14 protein-coding genes are annotated in these 16755 nt (G+C 52.2%); 3 read left to right on the forward strand and 11 right to left on the reverse strand.

Annotated elements, in window-relative coordinates; genetic code table 11:
* Nucleotides 1-59: 59 nt before the first annotated feature.
* The gene (locus M3G15_RS05345; protein ID WP_260070295.1) at nt 60-1280 is read left to right on the forward strand and encodes a glucose-1-phosphate adenylyltransferase; all 1221 of its coding nucleotides are present in this window, start codon (nt 60-62) and stop codon (nt 1278-1280) included.
* A gap of 83 nt (nt 1281-1363) precedes the next feature.
* Here M3G15_RS05345 and M3G15_RS05350 read toward each other — a convergent pair whose 3' ends face one another.
* The 6 genes from M3G15_RS05350 to M3G15_RS05375 all read right to left on the reverse strand — a co-directional run bounded on the left by M3G15_RS05350 (nt 1364) and on the right by M3G15_RS05375 (nt 7548).
* A complete protein-coding gene (locus M3G15_RS05350; protein ID WP_260070296.1) occupies nt 1364-1927 on the reverse strand; it encodes a GNAT family N-acetyltransferase in 564 nt (187 codons plus the stop codon).
* Nucleotides 1928-1955: 28 nt separating this feature from the next.
* Nucleotides 1956-3404 carry a sensor histidine kinase gene (locus tag M3G15_RS05355; RefSeq protein WP_260070297.1) on the reverse strand — a complete coding sequence of 483 codons (1449 nt, stop codon included), beginning with the start codon at nt 3402-3404 and terminating at the stop codon, nt 1956-1958.
* Nucleotides 3401-4099 (reverse strand): response regulator transcription factor, encoded by a 699-nt coding sequence (locus M3G15_RS05360; protein ID WP_260070298.1) that lies wholly within the window; start codon nt 4097-4099, stop codon nt 3401-3403. Before M3G15_RS05360 ends, M3G15_RS05355 begins: the two co-directional genes overlap by 4 nt.
* Before the next feature lie 29 nt (nt 4100-4128).
* On the reverse strand, nt 4129-5385 hold the full coding sequence (locus M3G15_RS05365; RefSeq protein ID WP_260070299.1) for a hypothetical protein: 1257 nt from the start codon (nt 5383-5385) through the stop codon (nt 4129-4131).
* A gap of 14 nt (nt 5386-5399) precedes the next feature.
* Entirely contained in the window at nt 5400-6134 is a 735-nt protein-coding gene (locus tag M3G15_RS05370) for a phosphonate ABC transporter ATP-binding protein (protein ID WP_260070300.1), read from the reverse strand.
* Nucleotides 6135-6258: 124 nt separating this feature from the next.
* A complete protein-coding gene (locus tag M3G15_RS05375) occupies nt 6259-7548 on the reverse strand; it encodes an MFS transporter (protein WP_009226169.1) in 1290 nt (429 codons plus the stop codon).
* A 74-nt stretch (nt 7549-7622) separates the two neighbouring features.
* Here M3G15_RS05375 and M3G15_RS05380 point away from each other — a divergent pair, with 74 nt between their 5' ends.
* Both M3G15_RS05380 and M3G15_RS05385 read left to right on the forward strand, forming a co-directional pair.
* Nucleotides 7623-8540 carry a helix-turn-helix domain-containing protein gene (locus M3G15_RS05380; RefSeq protein WP_009226170.1) on the forward strand — a complete coding sequence of 306 codons (918 nt, stop codon included), beginning with the start codon at nt 7623-7625 and terminating at the stop codon, nt 8538-8540.
* A 109-nt stretch (nt 8541-8649) separates the two neighbouring features.
* Nucleotides 8650-9417 (forward strand): HAD family hydrolase, encoded by a 768-nt coding sequence (locus tag M3G15_RS05385; RefSeq protein WP_009226171.1) that lies wholly within the window; start codon nt 8650-8652, stop codon nt 9415-9417.
* A gap of 22 nt (nt 9418-9439) precedes the next feature.
* On the opposite strand, the gene M3G15_RS05390 is transcribed toward M3G15_RS05385, so the two are convergent.
* The 5 genes from M3G15_RS05390 to M3G15_RS05410 all read right to left on the reverse strand — a co-directional run bounded on the left by M3G15_RS05390 (nt 9440) and on the right by M3G15_RS05410 (nt 16379).
* The gene (locus tag M3G15_RS05390) at nt 9440-11716 is read right to left on the reverse strand and encodes a type IA DNA topoisomerase (protein WP_260070301.1); all 2277 of its coding nucleotides are present in this window, start codon (nt 11714-11716) and stop codon (nt 9440-9442) included.
* Nucleotides 11717-11851: 135 nt separating this feature from the next.
* On the reverse strand, nt 11852-13339 hold the full coding sequence (locus M3G15_RS05395) for a glutamate synthase subunit beta (RefSeq protein WP_260070302.1): 1488 nt from the start codon (nt 13337-13339) through the stop codon (nt 11852-11854).
* Between the two features lie 171 nt (nt 13340-13510).
* Nucleotides 13511-13996 carry a dihydrofolate reductase gene (locus M3G15_RS05400; RefSeq protein ID WP_009226174.1) on the reverse strand — a complete coding sequence of 162 codons (486 nt, stop codon included), beginning with the start codon at nt 13994-13996 and terminating at the stop codon, nt 13511-13513.
* A 30-nt stretch (nt 13997-14026) separates the two neighbouring features.
* The gene (gene thyA, locus M3G15_RS05405; protein WP_009226175.1) at nt 14027-14821 is read right to left on the reverse strand and encodes a thymidylate synthase; all 795 of its coding nucleotides are present in this window, start codon (nt 14819-14821) and stop codon (nt 14027-14029) included.
* Between the two features lie 103 nt (nt 14822-14924).
* Nucleotides 14925-16379 carry an alkaline phosphatase family protein gene (locus M3G15_RS05410; protein WP_260070303.1) on the reverse strand — a complete coding sequence of 485 codons (1455 nt, stop codon included), beginning with the start codon at nt 16377-16379 and terminating at the stop codon, nt 14925-14927.
* Between the last annotated feature and the right edge of the window lie 376 nt (nt 16380-16755).

Here is a 16755-nt window from a genome sequence, read left to right on the forward strand (position 1 = left end):
TCTACATTATATCCTAATGTATGTGCCTCACAGACCAAAACATGCGGGAGGGAAATGAAATGAGGAAAAAGGACTGTATTGCAATGCTTCTTGCCGGCGGAGAGGGGCGACGATTATCTCCGCTGACCACCAAGCAGGCGAAACCGGCCGTGCATTTTGGCGGACATTACCGGATCATCGATTTTCCTCTCAGCAACTGCGTCAACTCCGGAATTGATACGATTGGGGTTTTGACGCAATATGAAGCGGCTTCGCTCCATGAGCATATTGGCGAAGGAGAACCATGGAAGCTGAAGCACTCCGAGAATGGCGGGATTACTTTGCTGCCAGCGTATCGGGAAGGCGTTGAGGAATATACGGGAACGGCGGACGCCATATACAAGAACATGGCATTTGTCGATGGTCATTCGCCCAAATACGTCCTGATCCTTTCTGGAGACCATATTTACCATATGGACTACCGTCACATGTTGGATTTCCATCTCAGTCACCAGGCGAAAGCAACGATTTCGGTCATGCCGGTACCCTGGGAAGAAGCCCATCGCTTTGGCATCATGACGAAGGATGAGCACAACCGCATTACCGAGTTCGAGGAGAAGCCGGCGCAGCCCACTAGTAATCTCGCCTCGATGGGTATCTATTTGTTTGATTGGGAGTTCTTAAAGCGACAGCTCGAGGAAGATGCAGCCAATCCGAACTCCAGCCATGATTTTGGCAAGGACTTAATCCCGAAAATGTTGGCAGGCAGCGAGCCGCTGCACGCGTATGAATTTAAAGGGTATTGGCGGGACGTAGGAACGGTTCAAAGTCTATGGGAAGCACATATGGATTTGCTGGTTGAGTCCTCCGAATGGAAGCTTCATCGTGAGGATTGGCCGATGTTTACCCGAGAACGGCCGCTCATGCAAGGATGGGTTAAAAAACGTCACACCCACTTCCCTTCCTCCCTCATCCATGATCACTGTTCACTCGAAGGATATGTAGAACGTTCGGTTATTTTCGCCGGCACGGAAATTGGCCGGTACTCCCGAATCAATGACAGCGTCATTATGCCGGGCGCGAAAATCGGCCGTAACGTCGTGATCGAGCGGGCGATTATCGGTGAAGGCGCCATCATCAAAGACGGTACTGTCATCAAAGCGGAGCCTGGAGATATCAGCGTTGTGGCCCCTTACGAAACCGTGTATGCCAAACCGGTAAGCCGACCTCAGCCCTCCCGCTTGCTTCAGGAAGTGTACGATAACGCCCCTCGGCTTCGGGCCGAAGGCTTGCTCTCCTAACCAAAAAGGGGCCGCTTCGAAAGAATCCATGGATGATCTTTCGAGGCGGTCCCTTTCGGTTCTGTATGTGCTTTTAATCGGTGTTAAACTTGTGCATATAAATCAGCGTCCAGCTGATATAAATTGAATTCGCGTCCGTTATTGCTGCCCGTTCCTTGGAGCTGATACCCTAAGCCCTCGTATAACTGAGTAAGCTTCTGGTTCTGGTTCCAGCAGTCAAGCCGTATGCCGGGACGTCCCAGCGCCTTGGAACGTTTAGCAGCATAACGTAGAATTTCACTGCTCAGCCCGCGACCGCGGTAAGCCAAACGGATCGTGAGCCGGTGCAGGTAACTGTAACCGGGAACGTTCAGCTCGCCCCAATAATCGGGATCTGAATCCTGCAGCGTAAACAAGGCCACCGGTTCGCCTGACTCCTGCAGCAGGTAAATTTCACGATCTTCAAAATATGACCGAATCAGCTCCGGTGTAAATTGCTGCGGATTCCACTGATTCACGCCATTTTCTTGCATCCAAGTCGCGGCTTCTACCAGGACCTGCCGCACCGTCTCCAAATCATCTTCGCCTGCCAGTAAGACGTCAAGCGTTTCCTGAGCCGTTTCAAGTTTATCGATGAGCTGCTCCAAAGTAGGTTCCCTTCTCTCCATGAATTTCTAATCTCTATTTATTCTCTCTCTATTGAGGCTTTGTCTCCGTTTCGGCTGCAGCTTCTTCCCTTTGGGTGTCGCTTAACAGCGGCAAGATCACAGAGACGGTCGTCCCAACGCCAAGCTCGCTCTGAATTTCCATTTCCCCATGATGCAGCTCAACCAACTGCTGACTGATTGCGAGTCCCAGCCCGGTACCGCCGCCCTGGTGATTCACCTGGAAGAAACGATCTTTCACTTTGTTTAAATACTCCTCGCTAATGCCAATCCCCGAATCGATGACATCCACTTTCACACGTTCCGCATCCAGATGGTCGATGACCAGATGAATCCAGCTTTGTTCATGGGAAAACTTGATCGCATTGTCCACCACGTTCAAGAACACTTGCTTCAGACGGTTGCCGTCCCCGCTGACAATGGCGGTGCCGTCGGTTTTATCCTCGAGCTTCAACTGAATATGCTTCTGTTCCGCCTTTGCCCAGACGTTGAGCATCGTCTCCTGAAGCAGTTCTTTGAGGTTCACCTCTCCGATCACCAGCTTCATCTCGTTGGATTGCAGCTTCGAGAAATCAAGGATTTCCTCGACAAGTCCAATCAAGCGATCGGTTTCTTTCGCGATAATCCCTATCCCAATCTTCGTCTCCTCAGGATCGAAGCCGCCGGAGGTTAACGTCTCGCTCCAGCCCTTAATCCCGGTCAGCGGCGTGCGCAGCTCGTGTGAAATCGATGAGATAAAATCATCCTTGATCTGATTGCTGCGGACGATCTCTTCGGCCATATAGTTTAAGGTAGCCGCCAGCTCACCGAGCTCATAACGGTAATTGCCTTTGATTCGCGCATCGAATTTCCCTCTGGCCATTTGCGCCGATACGTCGCGAATATTATTAATGGGCTTAACGATCGAGTTCGCCAATCCGATGCTAAACAGCGTAACGATGGCCAATACGGCCACCGAAACCGCAATCGACATAAAGGTCAAGTTCAGCAGCTTGGAATTTACTGACTCCATCGAGGTGACGTAGCGGACGATGTATTGCGTATGTCCTTGGATCTGCAGCGGCCTTGAAACGGCCATCACCAGCTCACCGGTCGCCGGCTGCCGCCCGATCCATTTGCCGACGTTCCCGGCTAACGCTTGCGGAACATCGCTGGTCTGAATCGCTTTGTCGGCTTGAAACGGATTGGTGCTTGCCTTGACCTCGCCGTTGCGATCCAGAATCATCAGCTCGGTATTATCCAGCTCAAAGGTGCGGAGCATTTCCGTAAAATAATCCGGATCCCCCTCCGTATTCAACCGGACGAATTTCTGGAAGTAGTCCGAAGCCCACATCGAGTGATTGGACATGTGATTATAGATCGTATCGTAATAATACATGCGAATGGCCAACGTGAAAATAACCTCGACCATAAACAAGGTTACGAATACAACGATGAAATAGTGTAAGACGATTTGCCGTCCAATCCCTTTCTTGATCATTGTCCCTCGCCTTTCCACTTATAACCGTGCCCCCACACGGTTTGCAGGAAAGCCGGTTCGGACGGGTTCGTTTCAATCTTCTGCCGCAAACGGCGAATATTCACATCCACGATCTTTGGATCGCCCATATATTCCTTACCCCAGACGTGATCCAAAAGTACATCACGGCTCAGCGGGGTATTCTCCTTCTCCAGGAAGAACTGAATCAACGAAAACTCCGTTGGGGTCAGCTCAATCAGCCGCCCGTTCTTCTTAAATTGCTTGGAGATCAAATCCAGCGTAAACGGTCCGGACGTAAACGTCACCTTCGCACTGCTCTCGCGGTAGACATTGACCCGGCGCAGCAGAGACTGAATGCGGGCGATCAGCTCGGTTGGGCTAAACGGCTTGCTGACATGATCATCCGCCCCAACGGACAACGCATAGACCTTATCCTGCTCCTGCACTTTGGCCGTGAGGAAAATAATCCCGATCCGTTCATTCGTTTCGCGGATCCGCCGGCACACCTCAAAGCCGTCAATCCCCGGCACCATCACGTCGAGGAGCGCGATGTCAATGTCCGGAACGCTTTGCAGCTTGCTTAACGCTTCGGTGCCGTCCGCCGCTTCAAGCACATCGAAGCCGTTTCGTTTCAAGTTAATGACGATAAAACTCCGGATGGACTCTTCGTCCTCCAAAATCAGCACTTTGCTCAATTTGGTTGCCCCCTCTTTCAAAAAACGGCTTAACGTTTAATTTCCGTCTCGCCTTTATTGACTTTTAAATCTGTATGGCTGAGGAACCCGATGACCTTATCGGCATCCCGTGCAAGCAGCTCCCAATCCCCTTTATTGCGCTCCCATTCCGACAGCGTAAAGAAGCGGATTTCCGCCACAGGCTCATTCGTATCGATCTTGACGAAGATTAGGTGCTCATTTTTGTCGGATTTCGTATCGATCGTCACATTGCCTTGCCATTCTTTCGGGAAGTTGAAGTAGAAACGTCCAGCCATATCCATATATTGCTGCATGACGAATTTGAGGCCTTCGTTCTCATCCCACTGGTAATAGGAGAACAGCCATGGAATTTCATCAAATGAAATATACTCCCAGCCTTTGGGCTTCTCCAGCATACCGATTTCCAGCAACCCATCATTATTGACGTCACCGCTGAGAATCGGATACCCTTTGAGCGTCATATCCTGTGAAGGCAGCAGGTTGACGAGCTCCCCATCCTTCATCACGATCACCGTCGAGAAGGCGGAATGGGTTCCCACCGTTGCGTCAAGAATAATCCCTTTTAGGTTGGGCGTAATGTTACCGCTGACCGCATTATAATACTCGCTGATCGGATCGTCGAGTTCCAGATGGCTTAATTCCTTAAAAGATCCGTCATATTGATACGTTGTAACCGTTGTATACTGCTCGCGTTTTAAGTTCACAACCGTGATATCCGGAATGTTATCCTGATTCAGATCGTCCACCATAAAATAATTGTACGGCAACGCGATCGCCTTCTCGACTTCGCTGCCGTTATAAGTATATACGGTTAATCCTTTTTGCAGCTCATCGGAGCCGCTGGAGAAGCCAGCGATAATCTCCAGATTGCCGTCGCCGTTTAAGTCCAGCAGATCAAACGTTTCAAGGACCTGACCTTCGCCATCAAAACGTACCTTCAGCACCCAGGAGTTCCCCTGATGCTCTAAAATCATCCCGTGGATCCGCACCGCTTCATCCGGCGTCTCATAGAAGACCACCGCCTCCTTGATCCCGTCGTTGTTCAGGTCAGGCGTGCGAATAGAGCTGATATTGCGGACGTCCCGCGGCGAGACGATCTCTCCGCCTTTCAGCTCGGCCTTAATGACGCTGATTAGCGATGCACGGTCGGTGGAGAGCTGCGGCGTTTGCATCAAGGATTTCGGATCGCTGATCACGCTGCAGCCGCTTAGGATCAGAAGCAGGCAAGCTCCAGCCCAAGCGGATAATCCCCTCTTAGTCAACATGCTCATCACTCGTTTCATACCAGATCAATCAGGCGTTTCTCTTCCATCGAGAGCCGCCGTCCGGACACGTCAAGCTTGATCTTTCCTTCAGAAAGTCCCCAGATCCGGCTGCAGTAACGCTCCGCCAATTCCAGCGGCAACGCCGTAATGACGATCTTATTTTGTTGCGTGCAAAGCTCCTTTAACGTTTCCAGCACGCGTTCCGCCGACTTAGGGTCCAGCCCGATTACCGGCTCGTCCGCAGCCAGGAAGCTAGCTCCGTGAACCAGCGCCCGGCAGATGGCCACACGTTGGCGCTCACCGCCGCTCAGCTTACCGGCTTTGACGTGGGCTTTGTCCAGCAGGCCGTATTTCTCCAGCTCGTCCATCGCGCCCATGTAATCGTCCGACCGTACCATCCCGGTCAGCCGGCGAAGAAGCGGAGTTTGTCCCACTTGTCCGATCAGGACATTTTTTAGCGCGGTTTTCTCCGGATACAAGGAGGGGTTCTGTTCGAGATAAGCGCATTGGGAGCGATATTTCTGTGAGCCGCGTCCGCCGCCTTCAATCACTTTGTCCCCGTTCCATGTATAATCGCCCCGATTCCAGCGTTCACGCAGCGCCAAGCAACGAAGGAGCATGCTTTTGCCGCTGCCGCTTGCCCCGACAACGCCAATCATTTCCCCTGCACCAAACTGGACGGTAATATCGCGAAGCACCTTCTTCTTATTTCCATCCACCGATTTCTGCAAGTGGTTGACTCTGATCATGTCCGATTTCTCCTTTTACGATTAAGAGGTACTCAAAGTTGTTGTTCACCTTTTTTGAACTAACATGAAATTTGCAATACCCTTTCTTACCCTTTAGTGTATTGGAAAAATCAACGAAAATCCATTACAGCCTGTTCATATTTACGCTTTTTTTGTAAAGCTCCGGCCGGAATACCAGCCCGGATGCGGAAAACAACAGATAAGCCGAGCCCAGAAGGATGAATAACATCGGAGCCGCGCCTAGCTGCATGGCCGCTCCACCGAGGTTCGGGCCGATGATGCTGCCAAAGTTAAAATGAAAGGAAGCAATCACATTAGCGACCGGAAGTAAATGACGCGGAAGCAAATCCGCGGCATACGCCAGGCCCAGCGAGAAGAACGAACCCACCAAGCCGCCTGCGCCCATGAACAATAGAAGCAACGCCATAAAATGACTCCCAGCCAATGGAACAGCCAGAAACAGGAGTCCACCGGTGAGTCCTGCGGTCATCAGCACTTTTTTGCGGCCGAACCGGTCGCTTAGGATGCCAAGCGGGAGCTGAAGAATCAGGCCGCCGATGCCAAAGAACGGCAGCAATGCCGCGATATCCGCAGCGCTAAGCCCCGAACGTAAGCCGTAAATCGGAAAGTTGCTGTTCATGGAGGCTTCCATATATCCGTAAAGCAAGGCAGGCAGCAGTGCGAACCATGCCAGCCGGTAGATTTGCGGAACCTTGCGCGGAGCACCGGCTTCCTCCTGACGAACTGGTTCCGGCGCACGATCCGGCAAATACAAGGCGGCTAGGATCACGATGGTGAGGAACAGGATCGCCAGCAAAACGAACGGAACAGCCTGCCCGTATTCCAGCAGCCGGATGCCCAGCGGTCCAATGCTGAAGCCAAGCCCGTATGACATCCCGTACAAGGAGATGTTCCGGCCTCTTTTGTCCTGCGGCGATACAAGAATGATCCAGAGCTGCGAGGTAAAATGAATCGCACTATCCCCGATCCCGACAAGCAATCTCAGGATGAACCACAGCCGTAAATCCGATACCAGCGGAAACACCGGCAAAGCGAGCATAACGAGGACGACGCCGCTCAGCAGCAAGAGCTTAAACCCGGTGCGACGCAGCAGCTTCTCCGCCACCAGCGACATGGCAAACGATCCGACATAAAGGGCTGCAGCATGCAGCCCATTTACGGAGGAGGAGATCCCCCTTTCTTCCATAAATATGGACAACACCGGCAGCAGCAGCCCTTGACTGAGCCCCGCGATAATAATGACAGAGATCAGAATAAAGGTTGGGGTAAATACACGATGGGTCCTTCTGATCGAGCTTTCCAAAATGAAAACACTCCTTAAAAAACAAAGAAAAATCGTCAATATGTTGACGACTTTTCCCCAAATGATATTTTCCGAATAATCCTTTAACATTATAGTAGACAATCCACTACCGAACAAGCCATAATGAATCTGAATGCAAAGTTCTTTGGGAGGTTAGTTCAATCATGGCCTATGACGTGAAAGTGGACCATTCTTTGGTCTACGAACTGATCAGCAGCTTTATGATATATACGACACAAAAATGGGTGAATAATCTCGATGTCGGCCTGGAATGGATTGCCGAGGTTGACGCCCGCCTCGCGCCGGAGGAGCGGCAACAATTTGCCGAGGCGGCCAAGTACCCGTTCACAGACTATGACGTCTTGTACGTTTGGGCCTTGGAGCGAAACGGTGCGGTGGATATCCCGCAATTTCTGAACGACATCGCGGAAAGCTCTGTCGTGTCCCTTTACGACCGTACTAAATCCTACATTCCCACTGTGAGTAGTGAGACAATCGAACGGATTCAAAGCAGCTATATCCCGTTGCTGAAATGCTGGCACCGGCTTTATATGGCTTCCATCAAGAATCAATTCCTCCCGTTGCTGGAGGAAGATGCAGCCGAGAAGCATACGCTGCTGCAAAAGATGGACACCGACGCGCTGATCGAATACGCCTCCGGCGGGTTGGTGTTGGAGCCTTTGAAGCCAATCTCCTTGGTCGTGTTAACCCCATCGATCCATTTTCGGCCGATTAATACATACGTCTTCTACGAAAACGTGCTGTTCATCCAATACCCGCTCGATATTCCAGAGCTCGATGAGGATGAGCCGCCGATGGTATTAAAACGTCTGACCCGGGCCCTGGCCGAACCGCAGCGGTTGCGCCTCCTCCGCTACGTTGCCGATGAGCCTAAATCGATGCAAGATATGCTGAAGGATCTAGGGGAACCTAAAGATCAGTTGATGCACGACTTGATGCGTCTGCGGGTCGCTGGCTTGCTGCGCATCCATCTGCTCGCCCAGGATACGGAGAAGTTCAGTATCCGTCCGGACGGGGCGGCGGAGCTCCAAATGTTCCTGGAATCCTATATTCGGCTGTAGTTTGATTTTATCGTAGGGCAGTCTGCTTTGGCGGGACGCTTCCGCTTGTGTTAGGATAGAGCTATACGTAGAGACAAGCGTGTCTTGGATAAGGAGTGACCCGTGAGAAATGAAAACACCCTCGACTCAACAAGTTATTTTTGATTTAGATGATACCTTGATCCATTGCAATAAATATTTTGATCTGATCCTGGATCAATTCGCTGACCTGATGACCGATTGGTTTAAGACGTATGGCATCTCGACGAAAGAGATCCGGGAGAAACAAACGGAAATCGATGTTGCCGGGGTTCATCAAATCGGGTTTGCCAGCTCGCATTTTCCCGAATCGTTGGTGGACACCTACCGATATTACGCTAGAGTTACGGGACGGAAGGCTCTTCCAGAAGAAGAGGAGCGTCTGATGAAGCTGGGGCTCAGCGTCTATGAGCAGCCCATCGAACCGTATCCCGGTATGGTCGAAACCTTAAATCTGCTTCGCAGCCAAGGCCATGAGCTGCACTTGTACACCGGCGGCGACACTGTGATCCAACAACGTAAAATCGAGCAGATGCGGCTCGCCGAGTATTTTCAGGATCGGATCTACATTCGTCAGCACAAAAATGCGAAAGCTTTAGAGGAGATTCTCCAGTCGCGGCGGTTTGATCGTTCCCGAACCTGGATGATCGGCAACAGCCTGCGGACGGATGTCATGCCGGCCCTTTCCGCCGGGATTAAGGCGATTTACATCAAAATCCCTAATGAGTGGCTGTACAATATCGTGGAGCTCCAGCATGACGGGGATTCGGAAATGCACACCGTCACTTCGTTGGTAGAAGTTCCCCGTGTAATCTTTAACCATATTCATCAAACCCAACGGCAAAAACGGACCCTATAGAGGTCCGTTTTGTTCGTTTCACTTAAGTTCGGGAAGGCTCCGCCTCCATCAGCTCCAGCTTGCCGGTCGTGCGATCGACCAAGGAGATGCGGGCTTTTACCTCGCCCCCCTCGCGTTTGAAGGATAACAGCTGGGTTTGGCCTTTCGTCAAGAGCGCGTTTAACATGGCCGGCGAGATTTTCTTGCCGCCGAACTCCTTCCAGATGACGAAGCCGCAGCCCTGCTTGTAATGCGTGCAGCCATAGCCCTTGCGGCCTTCGATGATTTGACCGCCGCAGCCTTCGCGCGGGCAGGGCGCCAGCGGTTGCAGGCTGCCTGCCGGCAACTGCTTCGCGGCGGCTTGGGCTGTGCGGCGCTCACTCGCCCCCGAAGCGGCGGCGGATCGTCCCGTTTTACCGCCGCTGCTGCTTCGGCTTCCGCGCCGGTTGCCCTTCTCCGTCTCGGCCGTCGCGAACATGGAGGCGTCCGCTTTTTGCTGCGTTCGCACCTTCTCGATTATCGATATGGTGAATCGGCGCACGTTCTCCATAAACTGCTCCCGCGCCGCTTCCCCCTTGGAAATCTGATATAATCGGCGCTCCCATTGCCCCGTCATCTCCGGCGAGGTCAGCAGCTCGACGCCGGCGCGGCGGATCAGCTCTACGGCGGTCCGGCCTTTTTGCGTCACCGTAATCTTTTTCCCTTGCATCGTAATGTATCCGACGTTCTTTAACCGCTCAATTGTCGCCGCCCGGGTGGCTGGAGTGCCGAGTCCGGCATCCTTCATCGCTTCGCGCAGCTCCTCGTTCTCCAGGTTCTTCCCGGCGCTTTCCATCGCTTTAAGCAGCGTACCTTCGGTATAATGCTTTGGCGGCTGGGTTGCCTTCTCCTTTGCTTCAGCGCCTGTGCATTGCACCGGACGGTTACGGTCGATCTCGAACGGCTCGCTGATCAGCTCTTCGGTTTCGTCCTCCTCGTCCTTCTTCTTGCCGCGTCCTTTTCCGGCTTTGGCTCCGTCATCGCCAGGAAGACATACCTTCCACCCCAGCGACAGCAGCTCCTTCACGTTGGTTTTAAACGTTTCGCCTTCCACTTCAGTCAGCACGGTATGTTGCTTATACTCCGCCGCCGGATAGAAATGGGACAGGAAGCGACGGATCACGAGATCGTAGATGTTCTGCTCCTCTTTGCTTAACGTGCCTGGACGCCGAAGCGTCGGCAGGATTGCATGGTGGTCCTCCACCCGAGACGGATTGCACACGGCCTTGTTGCCGACATGCACCAGATTCGGACGACCGCCTTCCGCCAGTTCCTTGTAGCTCGACGATTTCAGCATGTGCAGCACCTTATGCATCCCGTCGATATTTTGCTCGGTCACATAGTTGGAGCTTGTCCGCGGATAGGAGATCACCTTATGGCGTTCATAAAGCGCCTGGGCGATATCCAGTGTCTTCTTGGCGGAATAGCCGAACTTGGCATTCGCTTCCCGCTGCAGCAACGTCAAATCGTACAGCTTATACGGATACTCCTTCGTTTCTTTCACTTCGTATTCGGTGATCCGCCCTTCCTTCCCGCGAACCTTCGTGGCAATGGCCTCAGCCTTCTCCTTATCCGTCATCCGGTCCCCCTGCCAGCTGCCGGTATACTTCCGGGTATCCTGCTCAAATTCCGCTTTGATCTCATAGTAGGTCAGGGAATCAAAGTTCTCGATTTCCTTCTGCCGGTCGTAAATCAGCGCCAGCACCGGAGTTTGTACCCGTCCAACGGACAGCAGCTCCCGATGTTTGGTCGTAAACGCACGCGTCGCGTTCATCCCGATCAGCCAATCTGCTTCGCTGCGCGCCCGCGCGGCCTGCGTTAGGTTCTCGAACTCGGACGCATCATGCAGCTCGGCAAACCCTTTGGCGATACTCTCATTGGTCAAGTCAGAAATCCATAACCGCTTGACGGGCTGGGTTAACTTTAACTGCTGCTGGATCAACGCAAATATGTACTGTCCTTCGCGGGCGGCATCGCACGCATTAACGATCATATTGCAGCGTTTCGCGAGCTCGCCGATGGTTTTCAACTGATCCTTCGTGCGCGGATTCGGCACAATCTTGAACCGATCCGGCAGAATCGGCAGGTCGTTGAAATTCCAGCGTTTGTATTTTTCATCATAGGCATCCGGTTCGGCCAATCCTAACAAATGGCCTATCGCCCAAGTAATGATGTAGCGCTCTCCCTCCAGGTAGGATCGGTTGTTTTTCGCCTTCGGCTCAATCACGGCGGCGATCGTCCGTCCCATATCCGGTTTTTCGGCTATTACGAGCGTTTTCATGCTTAAGGGCCCCTCTTCCTCTGTCTCTTAAATCTAAAAAAGAGCCGCGCTACGCGCAGCTCTAGTAAGCTAGTACCTATTATAGCATATTGACCCAGGATCGTCCTGTCAAAATGTTGTGGTTCGTAAGCGGGATTATACCAGCACCGTCGAACCCATCAGATATTTATCCACTTCACGTGCCGCCGCTCTGCCTTCATTGATCGCCCAAACGACCAAGCTTTGGCCCCGGCGCATATCGCCAGCCGCAAACACTTTCTCGACATTGGTTTTGAATTGACCGTATTTCGCCTTCACGTTCGTACGGCGATCTCTCTCGAGTCCCAGCTCATCCGCGATCGTCGATTCCGGACCGTCAAACCCGATCGCAATCAGCGCCAGTTGCGCTGGGAAGACGCGCTCGGTTCCCGGAATCGGCTTGTAGATTTTGCGTCCGGTCTCGTCGACAATCCGCTGAATTTGCACGGTGTGCAGTTCCTTCAGGTTGCCGTTTTCGTCGCCGACAAATTTTGTCGTCATGATCGAGAATTCCCGAGGATCTTTACCAAACAATGCTTTCGCTTCTTCTTGGGCATAATCGAGCGTGTACACGTTCGGGAATTGCGGCCAAGGGTTGTTGATCGGATCCCGTTCCAGCGGAGCTTTCGCGTGGGTACCGAATTGTGTGACACTGCGGCAACCGTGGCGCAGCGCCGTCGCTACGCAGTCAGAGCCGGTGTCCCCGCCTCCAATGACGATAACATCCTTCCCTTCCGCGGACAAATAGTTCCCGTCGGTTAATCCGGAATCCAGGTAGCTCTTAATCGTGCCGTTCAAGAAGGGCATCGCATAATGTACCCCGTTCAAATCGCTGCCTTCGATATTAAATTCACGTGGTTTGGTTGCCCCTCCGCAGAGCACCACAGCGTCGTATTCATCGACAAGCTGCTTAGCTTTGATATCTTTGCCGATTTCCGTGTTCGTAACGAATTTCACGCCCTCGGCAGCCAGCAAATCCACGCGGCGCTGGACAATCGCTTTATCCAGCTTCATCGTCGGAATCCCGTACACCAGGAGACCGCCGATTCGGTCTGCGCGCTCATAGACCGTCACTTCATGGCCCGCTTTGTTTAATTGAGCGGCACAAGCAAGACCGGCTGGTCCGGAGCCGACAATGGCTACTCTACGGCCTGTCCGCTTCTCCGGAGGTTCAGGAACAACCCAGCCTTCTTCGAACCCTTTATCAATAATCGCCTGTTCAATCGTCTTGATCGTGACTGGCTCACCGATCAGACCTACGGTACAGGAGCCTTCACAAGGCGCAGGGCAAACCCGTCCCGTAAATTCCGGGAAGTTGTTGGTTTTGTGCAAACGGTCCAGCGCTTCTTTCCAGAGATTACGGTAAACCAGGTTATTCCACTCCGGAATCAAGTTGTGTACTGGGCATCCCGCTGTCCCGCCGGCCATATCAATGCCCGTGTGGCAATAAGGCGTGCCGCAGTCCATGCAGCGTGCGCCTTGGATGCGCAGATCCTCCTCAGACATATGTTTATGAAATTCTTCCCAATCCTTCACCCGTTCGGACGGGCTCCGGTCCCCGGGAAGTTCGCGCTTGAACTCCATAAATCCTGTTGGTGTAGACATCACAAGTTCCCCCATCCGTTATCATGTCACATGATATAAAAAGTCGGCGAGTCACCCCATACGGGCGATCGAAAACTTTTCATACGCCGTCATCAATGTATCTTGATGTTAGCATTCGGGGGGAATGTTATTAATGGATTAATGATATGATAATTTGTACTTATTATCACATCATTTGCGGCGTTCATAAGTGAGAAAGCGGTAATCATAGGGATTCTTCTCGTCCTGTACTCCCTGCTCCTCATGGACTAATTCAAAATCTTCCCATGAGAAGTCAGGGAAAAATACGTCCCCTTCGATATCCTCTTCGATTCGGGTCACGATCAGCCGATCCGCGAGCGGCAGGAAATGCTTGAACACGCCCGCACCGCCGATAATCATCAGTTCTCCCCGCTCCGCGTAGGTTAACGCTTCCTCCACGGAATGGACGACATCCGCGCCTTCCGCCTTGTAGGACGGATCCGCGGTCATCACGACACTGTGCCGGTTCGGAAGCGGCTTGCTGCCCATGGATTCCCAAGTCTTGCGGCCCATCACGATCGTTTTTCCTGTCGTATTCGCTTTAAAAAACTTTAGATCCGCCGGCAGCCTCCAGGGCAGCTGATTGTTCCGGCCAATGACCCCATTTCTGGACATCGCCCAAATTAGCGTGATCATCCCGATCGATCCCTCCATCCTCCGTAAATTTTATACAGCAACCGTTGCTTTGATCGTCGGGTGATACTGGTAATCGATAAATTCGAAATCCTCGTATTTATAGTCGAAGATCGAGTCCGGTTTCCGTTTAATCACCAGCTTTGGCAATGGATAAGGCTCGCGTTCCAATTGGGTTTTTACCTGCTCGATATGGTTGTTGTAAATATGCACGTCTCCGCCGGACCAGATGAACTCGCCAACCTCAAGGTCGCATTGCTGGGCGATCATGTGGGTGAGCAGCGCGTAACTAGCGATATTAAACGGCAGGCCAAGGAAAGTGTCCACCGAACGCATCGTCAGCATACAAGACAGCTTGCCGTTTGCAACATAAAATTGAAAAACGAAATGGCATGGCGGCAGCTTCATTTGATCTACCTCAGCTACGTTCCAGGCGCTTACCAGGTGGCGGCGAGAATCCGGATTTTTCTTGATCGCTTCCACCACGTTCGCGATTTGATCGATTTTCCGGCCGTCCGGGGCTTCCCAAGAGCGCCATTGCGACCCATACACCGGGCCGAGGTCGCCGTTCTCATCCGCCCACTCGTCCCAAATCCGAACGCCATGTTCCTTCAGATAAGCGATATTCGTATCGCCGCGCAAAAACCACAGCAGCTCGTGGATCACCGATTTCAAATGAATCCGTTTGGTCGTTACCAGCGGAAAGCCTTCGCTTAAGTCAAACCGCAGCTGCCGGCCGAAGACCGAGCGTGTCCCGACACCGGTCCGATCCTCTTTGGGCGTTCCGTTCTTCAGAACATCCTCCAGCAAATCCAAATATTTTCTCATGATTCTAACACCCCGTCACATTGGTCTACTAATCCATCCTATTATAGCAGACTTCCTCGGCTTTTGAATGAGTTGATGCCCAATCGGTGTCACCCTCTCCGATTTATTTACGGCTTTCCGTCTGCAGCAAATCTAGCAAGTAAGCCTTTAAATCGACGATACGCAAAAAATCCGGCCTCTTCTCCGTTCCGTAGATGATCAGAGGCACCAGCGAAGCTGACGCATCCAGGCCCCCATGAGCCCCGCCTCCAGCATGCGTGGGCGCTCCGGCTTCCGCGAGCTCATAACCCGGTTTGGCGGTGACGATGAGAAATCTCCCTTCATGGGATTGCAGGGCGCCTTGTAAGCGACGCAGTGGATCTGGATATTTTCCATACGTAATCCGGAGTGGCCCGGCATGCCCGGTGCCGTTCTCCCGCTTCAAATCGAGAATCCGTTCCACCCCTTGCACGGTCCAGGATTGATTGTAGGGATCCTGCAAATCCCCGCCTGCTTTGAATCTCATCGATGCCGGATCCCCTGCTTTCACACAGTGAATCCAGCCATCTTCCTGCCAGGTAATGATGTCGATTCGCGGGTCGCTCCTCAGCACATCGGCGATTTCCTTCAGCGGCATCTCAGGTTTCAAAATGTAGACATAGGCCATCGTATCGTTTACAGCAAGGGCAATTTCCGTAGACTGGTCGATGGCTTCGCCAGTCGGCAGCACGTGATACCGCTGTAACAGCTTGGGCAAATAAATCACCGGCTGTTGGTCTTTGGGCAACACTTGGCTCATTCCACTATCTCCCGCAACGATCAGAATCGTATCGTTGGGCGCTTGCGCTTGAGATTCGTAAGCCTCCAGCAACTCGCTTAGGCGCTGGTCCGTCTCCTTGATTCCTTCACGATCTGTAAGGCCGTGTTTGTGCAACTTTCCATCCAGGTCAGGCAAATAAATCAGCAAAAAATCCGGCAGTTGACCGGTTTGGATCAAGTATTTTGCAACTCCAATTGCATATCGATCATTAAAGCCCATCCGGTCCGCAGGCCCGTCAGGCAAATCCGTCACCCCGTCAAGAGGGTTCGACAATGCCCCGAAAGCCAGAAAATCCGGCCCTTTCACTTGAAAAGGCAATGCCAGCGGAACAAGCCCGCGGAACGGTTGCGGCAAGTCGATTTGGTGTTCCGTCATCCCTCGGTAAACCAATCCGTTAACCGACCCGGAGGTGAAGCCCCTCCGCTTCAAATCCTCATATAGGGTCGACAGATCGGGATTCAAGTGCTTTCCATTCAAATCCTTTAACGCATGAGTCAAAACCGATTTCGTTCCGCGGCGCAAAACTTCAAAGGGACCAGAGCCATAACCGATAACTCTCTTGCCATGATGCGGATACCAGGTTAAGCCCGGCACATGATGAGCATCCGGATAGCGTCCGGTAAGCAGCGTACTGTCGATCGATATCGACATAGTCGGAAAGGAGCTAATCATATCAGGATAATATTGGCCATGCTGCATGAGATATTGAAAGGTGGGAAGCTCATTGTGCTCAATTCCGCGTTGAATCGATTGGTCCATGAGGGAGTCGACCAGAACAAAAATGACCTTTTTCTTGCCAGTGGAGGGTTCGTTTATCGATTGGATATGTAGTAGATCCGGTTCTTTAGGAATGGGGGTTGGACGGCATCCGCCCAACAGCAGACCTAAAACAACGAACGGAAGCCAGAAATAGCATCGCCCGCACCGCGAGAAATTGCATAGCATGTTGCTCACCAGCCTTAAAGTTTAAACATAGTATGTCATTTCTTCCTATGTAAATACCTCGAACCCGTTCATCTAGAACGTGAGTTCGTATAGAGGATTGACTTTTGGTGCCTGGTAGTTTATAGTTAAATATGCCAAAATCATATAGATTCAAGCGAGTGAAGCACCTCGCAAGTCAGGCGAAATCGCC

Source organism: Paenibacillus sp. p3-SID1389 (assembly GCF_025151705.1).
Lineage (GTDB): Bacteria > Bacillota > Bacilli > Paenibacillales > Paenibacillaceae > Fontibacillus > Fontibacillus phoenicis.